At 66.1% G+C, this 14,448-nt stretch carries 11 protein-coding genes; 4 read left to right on the plus strand and 7 right to left on the minus strand.

All coding sequences use genetic code 11. The features are described from left to right. Positions 1–65 precede the first annotated feature (65 nt). From QP552_RS10920 to QP552_RS10940, 5 genes are all read right to left on the minus strand, one after another. Complete coding sequence (locus QP552_RS10920; RefSeq protein WP_286073612.1) at positions 66–1,103, minus strand: FecR domain-containing protein; 1,038 nt, start codon at positions 1,101–1,103, stop codon at positions 66–68. Further along, a complete protein-coding gene (locus QP552_RS10925) occupies positions 1,100–1,831 on the minus strand; it encodes a sigma-70 family RNA polymerase sigma factor (protein ID WP_286073613.1) in 732 nt (243 codons plus the stop codon). Before QP552_RS10925 ends, QP552_RS10920 begins: the two co-directional genes overlap by 4 nt. A gap of 204 nt (positions 1,832–2,035) precedes the next feature. After that, positions 2,036–2,863 carry a trypsin-like serine protease gene (locus QP552_RS10930; protein WP_286073614.1) on the minus strand — a complete coding sequence of 276 codons (828 nt, stop codon included), beginning with the start codon at positions 2,861–2,863 and terminating at the stop codon, positions 2,036–2,038. Continuing rightward, a complete protein-coding gene (locus tag QP552_RS10935; RefSeq protein ID WP_286073615.1) occupies positions 2,860–4,023 on the minus strand; it encodes a serine hydrolase domain-containing protein in 1,164 nt (387 codons plus the stop codon). Before QP552_RS10935 ends, QP552_RS10930 begins: the two co-directional genes overlap by 4 nt. A 75-nt stretch (positions 4,024–4,098) precedes the next feature. Further along, entirely contained in the window at positions 4,099–5,928 is a 1,830-nt protein-coding gene (locus tag QP552_RS10940; protein WP_286073616.1) for an ABC transporter ATP-binding protein, read from the minus strand. On the opposite strand from QP552_RS10940, the gene QP552_RS10945 reads away from it, so the two are divergent. The 4 genes from QP552_RS10945 to QP552_RS10960 are packed head-to-tail and all read left to right on the plus strand — an operon-like array spanning position 5,912 to position 11,851. Continuing rightward, on the plus strand, positions 5,912–8,302 hold the full coding sequence (locus QP552_RS10945) for a TonB-dependent receptor (RefSeq protein WP_286073617.1): 2,391 nt from the start codon (positions 5,912–5,914) through the stop codon (positions 8,300–8,302). The two genes, QP552_RS10940 and QP552_RS10945, sit on opposite strands and share 17 nt — an antisense overlap. Before the next feature lie 7 nt (positions 8,303–8,309). Further along, on the plus strand, positions 8,310–9,773 hold the full coding sequence (locus tag QP552_RS10950; protein ID WP_286073618.1) for a DUF3526 domain-containing protein: 1,464 nt from the start codon (positions 8,310–8,312) through the stop codon (positions 9,771–9,773). Beyond that, positions 9,770–11,128 carry an ABC transporter permease subunit gene (locus QP552_RS10955; RefSeq protein WP_286073619.1) on the plus strand — a complete coding sequence of 453 codons (1,359 nt, stop codon included), beginning with the start codon at positions 9,770–9,772 and terminating at the stop codon, positions 11,126–11,128. The genes QP552_RS10950 and QP552_RS10955 overlap by 4 nt, the downstream gene beginning before the upstream one ends. Positions 11,129–11,164: 36 nt before the next feature. Next, positions 11,165–11,851 carry an ABC transporter ATP-binding protein gene (locus tag QP552_RS10960; protein WP_260678181.1) on the plus strand — a complete coding sequence of 229 codons (687 nt, stop codon included), beginning with the start codon at positions 11,165–11,167 and terminating at the stop codon, positions 11,849–11,851. On the opposite strand, the gene QP552_RS10965 is transcribed toward QP552_RS10960, so the two are convergent. Beyond that, on the minus strand, positions 11,848–13,689 hold the full coding sequence (locus QP552_RS10965) for an asparagine synthetase B family protein (protein ID WP_286073620.1): 1,842 nt from the start codon (positions 13,687–13,689) through the stop codon (positions 11,848–11,850). The two genes, QP552_RS10960 and QP552_RS10965, sit on opposite strands and share 4 nt — an antisense overlap. A gap of 13 nt (positions 13,690–13,702) precedes the next feature. Further along, complete coding sequence (locus tag QP552_RS10970; protein WP_286073621.1) at positions 13,703–14,404, minus strand: lasso peptide biosynthesis B2 protein; 702 nt, start codon at positions 14,402–14,404, stop codon at positions 13,703–13,705. Positions 14,405–14,448 lie beyond the last annotated feature (44 nt).

Genomic DNA, 14,448 nt, shown 5'->3' on the forward strand with positions numbered 1-14,448 from the left:
ACTGGGGTAAACGGAAAATGGCGGTGGAGTGGGAACCCGCGCCGGAAGAATTTTTCCTCGGGGCGTCAGCGGGTCACAGGCCGTTCGTCGATGCGATAGCCGCCCTGGGCATTGCGGGTCACCTGCACAGGCAACAGATCCGGCAACGCCTCCAGGAAGGTGGCCGGGGCGTCGGTGGCTGCGTACCCGGAGACCGGCAGGAACTTCAGCCCAGGCTGGCCCAGCGTGACGGGATGGCCCAGATACTGCCCGACTTCCTGCGCTACTTCGTCCAGCGGAGTACGCCGGAACACCAGGCGCCCGTTGCGCCAGCCGCCGATGCTCTCTGCGTTTGCCGCAATGGGGCGATAGGTGGCTGTAAACGTGGCAACGGCCAGGCCCTGTTCGGCGAGCAGGCTGACCGGCGCGGTGCCCTCGGCCCGATCCGGCTGTACCCGCACGTGCCCATGCAGCACCTTGACCACGACTTCGCCGGGCGCATTGCGCACGTTGAAGGCCGTGCCAATCACGGTCACCCGGCTGCGCTGCGCATCCACGGTGAAGGGCCGGTCGGCCGCCGGGGCGACCTCGAAGAACGCCTCGCCCTGGCTGAGCACGACTTCACGACGGGATCGATAGAAATGCACGGCCAGCGAGCTGCGTGCATTGAGCGAAATCCGCGAGCCATCCGGCAGTTGCAGGTCACGGATCTCGCCCGCGCCAGTGGCCACGTCCTGCACATAGCTGGGTGCGGTGTACCAACCGTAGCCGACGTAACCCAGGGCCAGCATCGCCACCGCCGCAGCGGTCGCCGCGCGGGGCAGCCGCCACGACCGCCCACGCCGCGCCCTGCCGTCCCGTCGCGGAGCTGCAGGTGCCGTTGGTGCGAGCGCCGCAGGCCCGTCCGAGGCCAGCATGGGGCGCGGCAGCTGGCCCAGGTCGTGCCAGGTTCTGGCCACCTCGGCGAACGCCTGCTGGTGCGCTTCGCTCTCGGCCAGCCACCGCTGCAGGCTCGCCTCATCCTCCGGCTGCCAGTCCGGATCCTGCTGGCGCACCAGCCACGCAGCAGCCGCCTCATGCAGGGCAAACGGATCGAAACCTGCGGCAGGAGGAGTGTCGTTCATCGGCAGGAGAGATCAGCATCAGTGGCAGGCGCCAACACCTCGCCCGCCCCGGTTGGCCGATGCAGTGCCTGCATCTGCGCCAGGGATGCATAGCGTACCCGCACTTCGCAGTAGGCCACCGCACGCGACAGATGCTTGACCACCATGCGCCGGGAGATCTGCATGCGGGTGGCCACGTCTTCCTGGGTCAAGCCATCAAAGCGGCAGAGCACGAAGGCCTCGCGCTGACGCTCGGGCAGTTCGGAAAGCGCCTCCGCCAGGCGCTGCAGGCGCTGCCGTTGTGCAGTGACCTGCAACGGGCACTGTGATTCATCGCCGGCCATCGCGTGGCCGGCTTCCTCAGCGTCTGCCAGAGGCACGACCTGAAGGCGGCGGCCGGCATGATGTTCGCGGTATTCGTCGGCCACGGTGTTCATTACCGTCCGGCGGAGATAGGCGCCCTGCTTGTCGCAGGAATCGAGTACCGGATGGGCCGCGATCCACTTCACCGCACCGTCGTGCAGCGCGTCCTCGCTGTCGACGACGCTGCCTCTGAAGCGGGTCAGGCTGCGCAGTATCGGCCGCCGCCAACGTTCATAGGCCTTGGCCAGGATGCCGCCAGTGGCGGTGCTGTCGGCATCCGGGCGAGCTGCCGCGACCGATGATGCGTCGGGCTCCTCCATATCCTCCGCCGTGTCGCGACCTAGCGCAGACACGGCATCCCCGTTGCAGAGATCTGCGATCGGCACAGGAGGGGCGTGAATGTCACTGGGGTAGCCGGATGTACTGCCGACGTGGGCGGCAGGCGTCAACAATGGGGAAGTGGCCGGAGTGTAATGCGAGTCATTTGCAATTGAAACACCCCCTGCCCGAGTGGAAGTCCAGCAGGACCGATGCAAGGCCTGGCAGGCAGCCACGCCAGGGTCAGTGGGCAACCCCTGCCAGCGCCGGTATCACGGCTGACGGCAGGCGCCGCCGTTGCGGCACATCACGTCCTCGATCCAGTCGATGTAGCGGGACACGCGAACGTTGTGGACCACCTGGCCATAGAAGCCCGCTTCAAGGGCATGCTCGGGAACGGCAGTGATCCAGGACCCAAGGCCAACCAGCTTCCACGCACCTTGATCCTCGATCAACAGCGGGCCACCGCTGTCGCCGTTGCCGAGCACGCCTTCAAGCGGCAGGCCCTGCGGCGGCCGATCGAACCGGTACCAGAGGTAGCGTTCGTTGCCGCCGGTGATGGCGTTGTACGCCCGGCGCAGGGTCGTGCGATGCGACCCGTTCGGCACCAGGCCCGTGGCGCCGTTGCCGGTAGCGCCCTTCCCGATCAGGGCTGCAACCTGCCCGGCCTCGCCCGTGCCCCAATAGAGCGCTACCGGTGGCACATCGCTGGCCGGCGCTGCCAGCCTGATCAGCGCGATATCGTCCGACGTGGCCAGGAAGGCGTGGATCCTGGAGGGACTTCCCGTTGCCATGGCCTCCTTGCCCAAGGCGTCCGGCATCCGCTTGAAGCCTGGATGCAGGAGAACCCGATCAACGCCGTAGCGCTTCCCGTTGATGGCGATGGTTGCGCCCATCCCTTCCATCGGCGCTGCATGGGCCGCGGTCAGCACCCACCCGGGGGCGATGAGGACACCGTGGCCCTCGCCTGGCATGTCGGCCAGCGCCGGGAACGCGGATGCCTCGATGCGGTATCGGGCATCGTCAACATCGTCGCGGATGACCACGGCAGCCGCGGCGAACGGGAGCATCGCAAGCACCAGCAAGAGGCGGCGGATCATCGAAGCCCTCCCTTGCCATCCCGTGCCGCAATTCTTTCGACCAGCGTATCGACCGCCGTTTCCATGGCATGTGCCGTCTGGTCGCCGCTCTGGTTGGTGATGACGAAGATGCCAAGATCGTGCTTTGGAATGATGTAGATGTAGCACTGCGAGCGTGGCACACCACCGTGGTGGGCGTAGTACACGCCTTTCCGACCGTCGCCGGAAACGATGTTCCAGAAATAGCCGATGCTGAAGTCGTCGTCGAACGTGGCCAGCGTACGGTGTGATTCCTTTACGACGGGACCGTTGGCCAGCTCGAACTGGAGATACTTCACCATGTCGGGGACGGTTGCCTTCACGTTTCCGGAAGCGCCCCATGGCAGCTGCGGCATCGGTGTGGTCGGTAGCGGATTGTCGCTGTGGTAACCGACGGCCAGCCATGGCGTTTCGGCATCGCCCAGGTTGATCCTGACGCCCGTCATGCCGGCCGAATCACGGAAGAAGTCACGCAGCAGCGGCTCGTAGTCACGCTGATGGACCCGTTCCAGAATGTGCGCGGACAGCTGCGTGCCGGCGCTGGAGTAGGCGTACTCTTTCCCCGGCAACCGCGGGATCTGCACGGCGTGCAGGTCCTTCAGGAAATCGGCCTTGCCGTAGCCCGCGTAGATCGCGTTGAGTTCAGCCGGTGTGCGGTGGTCGGTGAAATCCTCCAGCACCGTGTTCGCACGTTCCGGCAGCATGTTCGGCAGGCCACTGGTATGCGACAGCAGGTGGCGGACGCGGATGGGATGGCCCTGGTACTGCAGGTTCGGATAGTCGCCCTGCAGGTACATGCGGATGTCATCCTCCAGGCCCAGCCTGCCTTCCAGGACCGCGTTGGCCATCAGGGTGCCGGCCAGGGTCTTGCTCAACGAGCCGATTTCGTAAACGGTTGCGTCGGTGGGCGGCCCTGGCTTGCCGGTTTCCATGTCACCGCGATGGCGGATGAAAGTGCTGCCCCGGTACACCACTCCGATGGAGGCCGCGTGCAGCAGCGGTTGCTCGATCAGGGTCTGCGCGACCTGGTCGATGTCCGCCCGCAGATCCTTCGGCGGAGCCTTCGCGGCGGAGCAGCCTGCGCCAAGCAGGGCGGCGGACAGGGCGAAGGCGTTGAGCCACCGCCGGTTTCGAACGGTCATCGAAAGGGCTTCCATGCGCTGGCGCTTGAAGGGCGATCGGGAAAGAGCGCACACGATAGCCCATTGCCAGGCCGATCACCCGGGGGTGAAAGGCGCCCCTGCCCTGCCTTGGTGGCCCTCCCCGAGATCGATCAGCCGATCGGCCGCGGTCACGATGCTGCGCCGGTGGGTGATGGCCACGACGGTGACGTCACTGGCAATGGCACGGATGTGGTCCATGATCTCGCGCTCGGTGGCTTCATCCAGGGCAGAGCTTGCTTCGTCCAGGAACAGGATTGCCGGTTCACCATACAGCGCACGCGCGATTGCAATGCGCTGCCGCTCCCCGCCGGAAAGCTTCAGGCCACGCTCGCCCACCGTGGTCTCAAGCCCCTCGGGCAACGCCTCGATCAATGGCAGGATCGCGGCCCTGCGTGCGGCATGCCGCAGCCGGCCATCATCACGCGCACGCCCCAGCAGGATATTGTCGGCCAGGCTTTCATTGAGCAGGATGACGTCCTGGGGAACCACCGCGACAGCGGAATGCCACGCAGCACGATCGATATCGGACAGCTCGACGCCATCCACGAGAATCCGGCCACGCTGGGGATCGATCGACTTCAGGGCCAGCTTGAACAGCGTCGACTTCCCCGACCCGGTGGGCCCCATCAGGAAGGTGATGCCGCCCCGCCCGGCCTGGAAGCAGACATCGTCCACTCCGCGCCCGTTGCCGTAGCGATGGCTGACCCGCTGGAACTCCAGCCGGCCATTGCCTCCGGCGAAGCGCTGGGCATGGGCCACCTGCCGTTCTTCGGGCGCCGCCCACAGGGTTGAAAGCGGGCCCAGCATGCTCCAGGAGCGCGCGACGTCGTCGATGGAACGGGCAATCATCTCGAACGGCATGTTCAACTGGAGCAGCAGCAGATTGAACAGGACGATGTCGCCGACGCTGAGCGTCCCACTCTGGTAGCGCGGCAGCAGCAGATGGAAGGTCACAATGAACTCCACTGCGAGGCCGATGCCCAGCAGGGCGATGAAGCCTATCCGCTGCAGCACGTAGGCGCGCCAGCTGTCACGCACATCCTGGGCCTTCCGCTCGAAGCGCTGCACCATCCAGGCGTTGCCGCCGAACTGGCGCAGCGTTTCCATGGCGTTCATGGCGTTGCCAACGAAACGGGCATTCTGCTGCCCGGCCTCGACGGCGGCTTCGCGATGGATGCGGGCACGGCGGGTGGCGATGGCCGAGAGCGTGACGGCCACCGTGCCGTAAGCCAGCACGATCACCACCACCTGCAGGTTGATCAACGCGCCCAGCGTCACCAGGGTCAGCAGGATCTGCAACGCGCTGGGAATGAAGGCAACCAGCCCCAGCTGCACGACGATCTTCAGTGCGCCACGGCCTTTTTCCCCGGCGGATTGCAGCTCGGCGGGATTGTGGTCCAGGAAGAAGCTGTTGGTCTTCTTCAGCAGTCGGGCGAAGTAGCGGGTGCTGGTGATGAAGCCGAGATTCTCGCCACTGAGGAACGACAGGTACTGCACCGTGTTCTGCAGGGCACCGCCCACGCCCAGCACGACGGCGTAGAGCAGGAATCCCCCTGCCAGCGCGTTGACTCCATCGATGGGCAGGCGGTCGATCAGGCGCGAGAACAGGTACGGCGCTGCAACACCTGCAAGACTGGATAGCAGGACACTGCCGGCGATCAGCAGCAACAGCCTGCGGTCGGCCTTCCAGTACGCCGCCAGGATTTCGGCAACTGGCGGCGGAACTGCGATCTTCGTCATCGATGTCGTTCCAGCAGACCCACGGCGTTGGCCCATCATTCGCTCAAATGATATGATATAACATCGCCATCTGGGGCGGCGCAGCCGCGTTGCAGACCACTTTCGGATGGGATCGATGGACCGGGGAATGACGAACGTATCCACTGCTACGCCGCGTGCACGCCTGGCCCTCGGCATCGCTGCTGCATTGCTGGCCAGCCTGCCGGCGGCGGCACAGAGCACGGTCGCTGGCCGTGGTTCAAGCGCGGCAGGCCCGCTGCCCGAGTCCCCGACCGCCACCCTGGACAAGGTCCTGGTGGTGGGCAGCAACATCCGCAACGCCGTGGGGGGCGGCGCCTCCCCGGTCATCGTGATCGACCGGGAGGCCATCGACCGCACTGGCGCGGCCACCGTGCAGCAACTGTTCGAGAAACTGCCGCAGAACTTCGGCGGTGGTGCCAACGGTGCGAACGTTGCCAACCTCGGGGTCGACCGCGATACCGGCAACAACTTCGGCCAGGGCACCGCCCTCAACCTGCGCGGGCTGGGTACCGGCACCACGCTGACCCTGATCAACGGCCACCGCGTGACCTCATCGAACCGCTACCAGTACGTCGATGTCTCGCTGATCCCGCTGAGTGCCGTCGAACGCGTGGAAATCCTTACCGATGGCGCCTCGGCCATCTACGGCACCGATGCGGTCGGGGGCGTGGTCAACATCATCCTGCGGCGCGACTTCACCGGTTACGAGACCGCTGTGCGCTACGGCACGGTGACTGCCGGCAGCATGGAGGAGTACCAGGCATCGCAGTCGGCAGGCTGGTCGTGGGAAGGTGGCCACGTGCTGGCCAGCTACGAGTTCCTGAAGCAGGGCAACCTGCCTGCGGTTGAGAAGGACTTCTCGAGAAACGTGCGGGTCAAGCCCTACGACCTCTATCCAGGATCGAAGCGGCACAGCCTGTACGTAGACGGCGTGCAGCAGCTCAGTGATGTGCTGGCCCTGAACGTCACCGGCTCGTTTGCCAAGCGCGAGATGGATACCACCATTTCCGGCACGGCCGACGAAACGCGGCTGTTCCCGCACACGCGGCAGTTCGACCTGTTCGCCGGCCTCACCCTGGATCTTCCCAATGCGTGGCAGGCACGCCTGGATTCCGGGTTCGGCAGGAGCGATGTCTCCTACCAGCGCACCACCATCACCGGCAGCTCCGCCAGTACCGCACCACCCACCAACACCAATTCCGAATCGCGCTACCTGGACGTGGTTGCCGACGGTGAACTGTTCAACCTGCCCGCCGGCGGCGTACGTGCGGCATTCGGAGCGGGCTACCGTCGTGATGGCTACGAACTGCTCGATCACCGCGGCCTGGAAAAGCCGCTCGACCTGCAGCGCACCGTCAGGTCCGCCTTTGCCGAGCTCAACGTTCCGCTGCTGAAGGACCTGCCGGGTGTGCGCAGCCTGTCCCTGACCGCAGCGGCGCGCTATGACGACTACAGCGATTTCGGTTCCACGCTGAATCCAAAATTCGGCGTGCTGTGGGAGGCGACCGAGGGATTGTCGTTCCGCGCCAGCCATGGCCGCTCCTACCGGGCGCCGGTGTACCAGGACATGCAGTTGAACAACACCGTGGTGGTGGCGAACGTGCCCAACCCGGCCGCGCCCGGCGGCAACACGATCCTCATGATGCTGTCCAACGGCAACCCGGACCTGGGCCCCGAACGCGCCAAGACCTGGACCGGCGGTTTCTCGTTCGCGCCGCCATCAGTGCCTGGCCTCAAGATCGACGCGAACTACTACCACATCGACTACGACGACCGCATCGGCAGTGGCTTCGGCGGTAGCTTTCCCTCGCTGTTCCTTCAGTCCACGGCCCCCTACGCGGACATCCTGACCACCAACCCCACGCAGCAGCAGATCCAGCAGGCACGCCAGCTGGGTGTGTCGGGGCTGGGCCTTTTCGTCTCGCGCGTGGGCCCGTATGCGCTGCCCGCCGGAACGGACGAAACCAACAGCCAGGTGATCCTCGACAACCGCTTCCGGAACAACGCCTTTACCCGGCAGCGCGGCATCGATTTCAGCACTTCCTATGGCTTCGACGCCGGCCAGACCCACATCGCCATCGACCTGGCCGGGCAGTACATCATCGATTCGAAGCGGCGCGTGACCAGCACCTCGCCCGAGGTGGATGCGGTGAACGCGGTGTACTACCCGGTGGACCTGAAGCTGCGTGGAGGCATCGCACTGAGCCGGCAGCAGGCCGCGGCTGGGCTGTTCGTCAACTACGTGGACAGCTATCGCGATCCGGCCAACCTCGCCCGCCCCCATGTCAGCTCATGGACGACCGTCGACCTCAACCTCGCCTATCACTTCGGTCCGTCTGCGGACCCACAGCGTGGCACCTCGCTCGCGTTCAACGTGCAGAACCTGTTCGACCGGGACCCGCCGTTCATCATCAACAGCATCAATACCGGCTACGACCCCACCAACGCGACAGCGCTGGGGCGTTTCCTGTCCATGACGCTGACGCATCGCTGGTAGGCCCCGCATGCGTGCCCACTCCCCTGCCCCGTCGAGGCCCACGCTGGCCATCCAGCAGGCCTTCGCTGTCGCGTCCACCCAGCTCACGCTGATGTGGCGCGAGCGGCGCGTGCTGTGGCTCGCCGTTGCCCTGTTGCTGATTGCAGGTGCGTCGGTGCTCAGCGGCGCAGCACGCATGACCCTGCAGGCGCAGGAGCGCCAGGCAGTGAGCGAGGAAGAGGCGCGGCTGTGGGACAGCCAGGGCACGATCGACCCCCACAGTGCCGCCCATGTCGGCCGTGCCATTCCTGCCCCGGTGCGGCCGCTGGCGGCGCTGGACCCCGGGCTGACGGATTTCCTGGGGACCTCGGTGTTCATCGAGGGCCATGCACAGAACCCGGCACGGCACCGCGCCGTGGACGCCGGCACCGCGCTCAGTCGCTTCCAGGGCTTCTCCGCGGCATGGGCGCTGCAGGTTGTGGCACCGCTGCTGATCATCCTGGCCGGCTTCGCCAGCCTGTCCGGCGATGTAGCCCGGGAGACGCTGCGCCAGGAACTCGGCACCGGCGCCTCGGCCGGCGTGCTGATCAGCGGGCGATTGATTGCCATCGCGGCTGCCTCGTTGCTGCTGGTGATGGCCATGCTGCTGATCAGCCTTCCAGGGCTGTCCATCCAGTACGGCGGCGCCGCCGATATCGCCGCCCTGCTCGCACTTGCCGCGGCCTATGTGCTCTATCTGCTGGTGTTCTGCGCGTTCACCGTGGGCGTGTCGGCACTCGCCGGCTCCGCCCGGACGTCGCTGGTGGTGCTGCTGGGCTTCTGGGTAGTGTCCACGCTGCTGGTGCCGAGGGTGGCGCCCGCCGTGGCCGAATCCCTGCATCCGACCCCTTCCGCACCCTCCTTCAGGGCTGGCGTCACCGAAGAAGCGGAGAACGGTGCGGATGGCCACGACCCGGCGGACAAGCGGTTGGATGCCTTGCGTACGGCGTTGATGGCGCGCTACCGCGTCGACAGCGTGTACGACCTGCCGGTGAACTTCCGTGGCGTGGCCCTGGAGTTTGCCGAGGCGAACTCCACCCGCGTCTACAACCGCCACTTCGACAACCTGCATGCCACCTACCAGCAGCAGGATGCCACGCAGCGGTTGTTCGCCATTGCCTCTCCAACACTGGCGCTGCAGTCCTGGTCGCGTGGGTTCGCGGGCACGGATTTCCGGGCACATCTGGCATTCCTGCGTGGCGTGGAGGACTACCGCTACCGGTTGATCCAGGCACTCAACCAGGAAGTGAAACTGCACAAGGCGCCAGGGGGCGGGAAGCATCTGGCCGATATCGCCGGCATCACCCGCCCGGTGCAGTACCAGGCGCCGCGGCAGAGCCTGGCAGGCATCGCCGCAATCCAGGGCGTGAACCTCGCCATTCTGCTGGCCTGGCTGGTGCTCGGCCTCATGGCGGTCGTCATTTCGTCGCGGCAACTGGGCAGATCGCCATGAGCGTGGCGTCGATTGCCCGCTACGAGATCCGTCGCCTGCTGAGTGACCGGGCGCTGCCGGTGCTGCTTGTCCTCCTGCTGGGGCTGGGCGCCTACGCCGCGTGGAACGGTCGCGCGTGGGTGGACCAGCGCGAGGCGGCCATCGCACTGATCAAGCAGGAAGAGCAGCAGACCAGGGATCGCAGCCGCGCGTTCGTCGGCAAGGCACCATCGGTACTGCCCCGCGTGCAGCCGGTGCTTGTGCCCGGTGAGATGGCATCGCTGTCGATCGGCCAGGCAGATGCCTACCCCTACACCGCCGATGTGGTCGCGTTGGGCGATCCGACCCAACTGCTCAAGCATGTCTGGGCCGACATCGGCAATCCGGCGGCACGGGCGGCAGGGCGGTTCGATCTGGCCTTCGTCATCGTCTTCCTGCTGCCGTTGGTCATTCTCGTGGCCACCCATGACCTGTGGTCGCGTGAGCGCGAGCGCGGGATCGCGGCGCTGGTGTTGTCGCAGCCGGTTTCGGCGGCGCGGCTGCTCGTGGTCAAGGCCCTCGCCCGTGGCCTGATGGTGCTGCTGCCCACGCTGGCCATCATCGTCGCCATGGCCGTCTGGTCAGGCGCCCGAAGCCCCGTGGGGCTGATCATGCTGGCCCTGACCGTACTCGCCTACGGTGCTTTCTGGCTGGCATTGGCGCTGCTCATCGCGTGCCTTTCGCGCCGCACCACCGAGGCCGCCATCGCCGCCGGCGCGCTGTGGCTGCTGATCGTGGTCATGGCCCCATCATTGACCCTGGCCGCGGTGAACCTGATCGCGCCGCCACCGTCGCAGATGCAGTTCGCCACGGAAGTGAAGGCGAGGCAGTCAGACATCGCCAAGCGCCAGCAGCGCGAGCACCTCGCACGACCGGCACCCCAGCATTCGTCATCACCCGTCATCCCCGATGCAGTGCGCCAGGCCTATGCAGACCGGGTTGCCGCCGATCTTGAGCTGGCCAGGCTGATCGCCTCGCATGCGCAGGCGGAGGCAGCGCATCGCCGCGTACTGGACAGGGTGCGGCTGGTGCTGCCCGCCGTGGCCACCCAGGATGCGCTCGATCGCATTGCGGGCTCGGACTCGGGGCGCGCGCTCGAGTTCCAGCGTCAGGTCCACGCCTTCTGGCAGGCGCGGCGGCTGTTGCACAAGGGCTATCTGGACCGTGATCTGCCGCAGACCCTCGACGAGTACGAGGCGCTCCCCTGCTTCGAGTTCCGCGACACCGCAGGCGCTGCCCAGCGGGGTGTCCTGGCCGACCTTGCCGCACTGATCATCGCCAGCCTGATTGTCCTGCTTGCTGCCGCCACGCTGCGCGGCCGGCTGGCTACGCCCTGAGGAAACATCCACATGCTGTCTGCAAAAAGCCTGGTCATGGAACACGGCGCGCATCGGGCGCTCGACGACGTCAGCTTCGAGGTGAAGCCGGGTGAGATCTTCTGCCTGCTGGGCGCCAACGGCGCGGGCAAGTCGACGACCATCAAACTGTTCCTCGGGTTCCTGAAGCCCACCTCCGGCTCGGCCGATGTGGACGGACTCAGCGCGCACCGGCAGCCACAGGAGGTACGCCGGCGGCTGCTGTACATCCCGGAGACCGTGGCGCTGTACGACGAATTGACCGGCTATGAGAACCTGGACTATTTCGCCCGCCTGGCCGGTGTCGAGGAACGCTCACCTGCGCGGCTGAAGCAGGCGCTCAGGTCCGCCGGGCTGGCAACCGAGGCCTTTGGCCGACGCGTAGGCCTCTATTCCAAGGGCATGCGGCAGAAGGTCGGCATCGCACTGGCCATCGTCAAGGAAGCCAAGGCGCTGCTGCTGGATGAGCCGACTTCTGGCCTGGACCCCACGGCATCGGCCGAGTTCCACGAGCTGATCGTGCGGGAGCGTGACCGCGGCACGGCGATCCTGATGGCGACCCACGATCTGTTCCGGGCCCGCGAGGTGGCGACCACGATCGGCCTGATGCGCGCCGGCCGCCTGCGCAGGACGCTGGATGCCAGCACGATCACCGCAAACGATCTCGAGAGCCTCTACCTGGAAGAGATGAGCCGGAACGCCTAGACCGCGCCGGCAACCTGCTGGCCCGGCTGGCCGGACCAGCGCCTCAGCCAGGCTTCGATGTTGATCTGCGGGCCGAAGATGCCCAGCACCTGCGACGAATGATCCGGGCTGACCCGCCGGATGCCCGCATCGGCCAGCGCGCTGTCGAGGTAGCCACGCCTGGCCAGGAACCCATCGACCAGCAGACTGCGGATGAACGGCTGGTGCCCCTGGGTGACGGCCACGGAGTGATCATCCAGGTACGACTTCACCTTTCGCGACAGCAGCGCCTCCGGCAACAGGCCTTTCAGCGCACGCCGCGCGATGGTGCGGTCCTCCGCATCCGCCATGAGCAGGTGCAGCGGTATGCGCGCGAACAACTCGACAAGCGGCTGCGCACTGATCGGTGAAACGCCATGCCAGCGTCCCGCCCCTTCGAACGGATCAAGCACACTGGTCGGGAATATCATCCGGCCGATATGGGCCAGCTTGTAGGGGGATACGTGATGCCGCTGCTCCACGGCATGCCGCAGCCAGGCCGGCTGCATGCCATCCTGCTCGGCGCGCTCCACCCGCACCCATGGGCAGGGCTTGCCCCATCGGCCGTTGATGCTGGCCGGACGCCTGAGCAGGCCATGGACGAGCGCATCCCGCAGTACGCCGTACAGCGAGTCGCCGGACTGCGCGGTTTCGAAGGCCACGCGGAAGAATCCCCGGTCGATGCCACGACGCCAGGCGTAGTCGATCGCAGCGGCGTTGCCCTTGAAGCGCAGGAACACTGCATCGCCGCCGACACCGGTGAACTGTACGGTGTCGCCGTCGAAGTCCACGTCGCGTCGATGGAGGAGATAGCCGGAGCAATGCGCTGGCCGCGCTGTCCGCGGGAAGGTCATGATTTCTTCCAGCGCGCAGTGTGGCTGCCGCCGATACTCGATGAATTCGCAGTGCCTGCCCGAGGATTGCCGGGCCCCTTCGACCGCCATTCGTGCGAACCGCCGCTCGTCCGCACCGATACCGTCATCGTAATGATGGATACAGGTCACCTCGGGAGCTGAGGGCGCATGCAGCAGGCCCGCCAGGATGATCGAGGAGTCCAGTCCACCGGACAGCTGCAACTGGATTTTCCGGTGCTGTCCGGCCAGCGCGCCGATGCAGCCGAGCAGTGTTGAACGGGCCAGCTGCACGGCCTCGTCGATGTCCTCGACAGGCTGGTCGCGGGCCAGGCGCACCACGTCCCACTGGCATTGCCGACCGACCGGCTCGCCATCGCGGATCGAGACCGCTTCGCCGGGCTCAACGGAAGTGACCTCCTCGAACCCGGTCTGCAGGCCATCACGAAACGGGTACAGCAGGGAGTAGGACAGGAACGACCAGTCCACGCTGAAATCGCGCAGGCCCAGCCTCAGGCAGTCCTCCATGTTGGAGAAGACGACCGTCAACTGACCCGCCGTGGTCATGTAGCACGGGATCTCCGCAGTGGGATCGCGCAGGACAAACCAGCTCGCCGTCTGCGCCTGGTAGCCGAACGCCACGTACCGGCCCCAGTACTGCTCGACGATGCTGCGGCCGAGGCTGCTGCAGGCGCTGTCGGCCGAGTCCGCATCGAGGTTTACGCGCCCAGGTACGATGCCTGCGCCGAAATGCTTGTGGAACAGCGTTCCGAGCACCACCAGGGAACCGGATCGATTGCATTCGAAATAGCCGGGATTATCAGTCTGCGCGTAGATCGCAGCCCCGTTTCCGCTCATGACGCAGCTGGCACCGGGCAGCGTGGCCTCGATCCTTGCCACCGCCTGCCCTGCCTGGGCCGTTGCGGATTCGGAGAACGTGTTCCAGAGCACGGCGATGTATCGATACATGCGACGGGTTTCGTTACAGCACCAGGATGGGAACCATCCGGCGCAGGTTGAAGGGAATATCGGTCAGCACGTGGTCACCGTGCTGCAGCCAGCAGTGCGCAGCGAACGGCTGTGTCCTGACCGCGAACACCCAGGCAGGAACGATCCCGTACTTCGACAGGAATTCCCTCATCGCCAGGCAGTAGAGAAAGCACTCGTCGGTCTTCCTGAAGGCGACGGGCCGGAGCCAATCGAACACCCGGACCAGGAAGGCCAGCTCCTGGAGGCTTGCCGCTTTGCCTTGGGCGATGTCGGCGCGCCTGCGGGCCGATGACACGGTGGCGCTGAAAGGCAGGACCGCCCTGCAGCACGCGGCATGGGCAGCCGACGCCATGAACCTTCCCACGTCGCGCGCGGTGATCTTCGGGCATCCCCTAGGCTCACCCTCGCGCACCCAGTGCCGTGGCAGTTCCAGACTGGGGCTGGCGGCGGACTTGCCCTGACGTGGATCCCGGGTGATCAGCTGGCGATCGATCAGCGACTGGAGGAGCTTTGGCATCCGTTGCCCATCGGGGGGCAAGGGCCAGTCGAGAACCAGGCCTCCCAGGCTTGCGGCGCCACGCCTGTCGATGGAGAGATATTTTCCCGTGCCCTGGTCAAGGATCACCATCGCATCAGCGGTGACGCAGACATGCGCCTGCTTCGACAGGAAATAGGGGGCGGCGCCCTGCTCCATCACGTGCTCTCCTGCCCTGGGACCAAGAAGCGGTGCATGCAAGG

It is taken from the genome of Stenotrophomonas sp. 59 (genome assembly GCF_030291095.1).
In the GTDB taxonomy this organism is placed as follows: Bacteria; Pseudomonadota; Gammaproteobacteria; order Xanthomonadales; family Xanthomonadaceae; genus Stenotrophomonas; species Stenotrophomonas maltophilia_Q.

What these genes read in the sequence shown, in the direction of transcription:
- QP552_RS10960 (WP_260678181.1), top strand. Translation starts at nt 11,165, where the DNA reads ATGGAACACGGCGCGCATCGGGCGCTCGACGACGTCAGCTTCGAGGTG.
- QP552_RS10955 (WP_286073619.1), top strand. Translation starts at nt 9,770, where the DNA reads ATGAGCGTGGCGTCGATTGCCCGCTACGAGATCCGTCGCCTGCTGAGT.
- QP552_RS10970 (WP_286073621.1), bottom strand. Translation starts at nt 14,404, where the DNA reads ATGGAGCAGGGCGCCGCCCCCTATTTCCTGTCGAAGCAGGCGCATGTC.
- QP552_RS10935 (WP_286073615.1), bottom strand. Translation starts at nt 4,023, where the DNA reads ATGACCGTTCGAAACCGGCGGTGGCTCAACGCCTTCGCCCTGTCCGCC.
- QP552_RS10965 (WP_286073620.1), bottom strand. Translation starts at nt 13,689, where the DNA reads ATGTATCGATACATCGCCGTGCTCTGGAACACGTTCTCCGAATCCGCA.
- QP552_RS10930 (WP_286073614.1), bottom strand. Translation starts at nt 2,863, where the DNA reads ATGATCCGCCGCCTCTTGCTGGTGCTTGCGATGCTCCCGTTCGCCGCG.
- QP552_RS10920 (WP_286073612.1), bottom strand. Translation starts at nt 1,103, where the DNA reads ATGAACGACACTCCTCCTGCCGCAGGTTTCGATCCGTTTGCCCTGCAT.
- QP552_RS10950 (WP_286073618.1), top strand. Translation starts at nt 8,310, where the DNA reads ATGCGTGCCCACTCCCCTGCCCCGTCGAGGCCCACGCTGGCCATCCAG.
- QP552_RS10945 (WP_286073617.1), top strand. Translation starts at nt 5,912, where the DNA reads ATGACGAACGTATCCACTGCTACGCCGCGTGCACGCCTGGCCCTCGGC.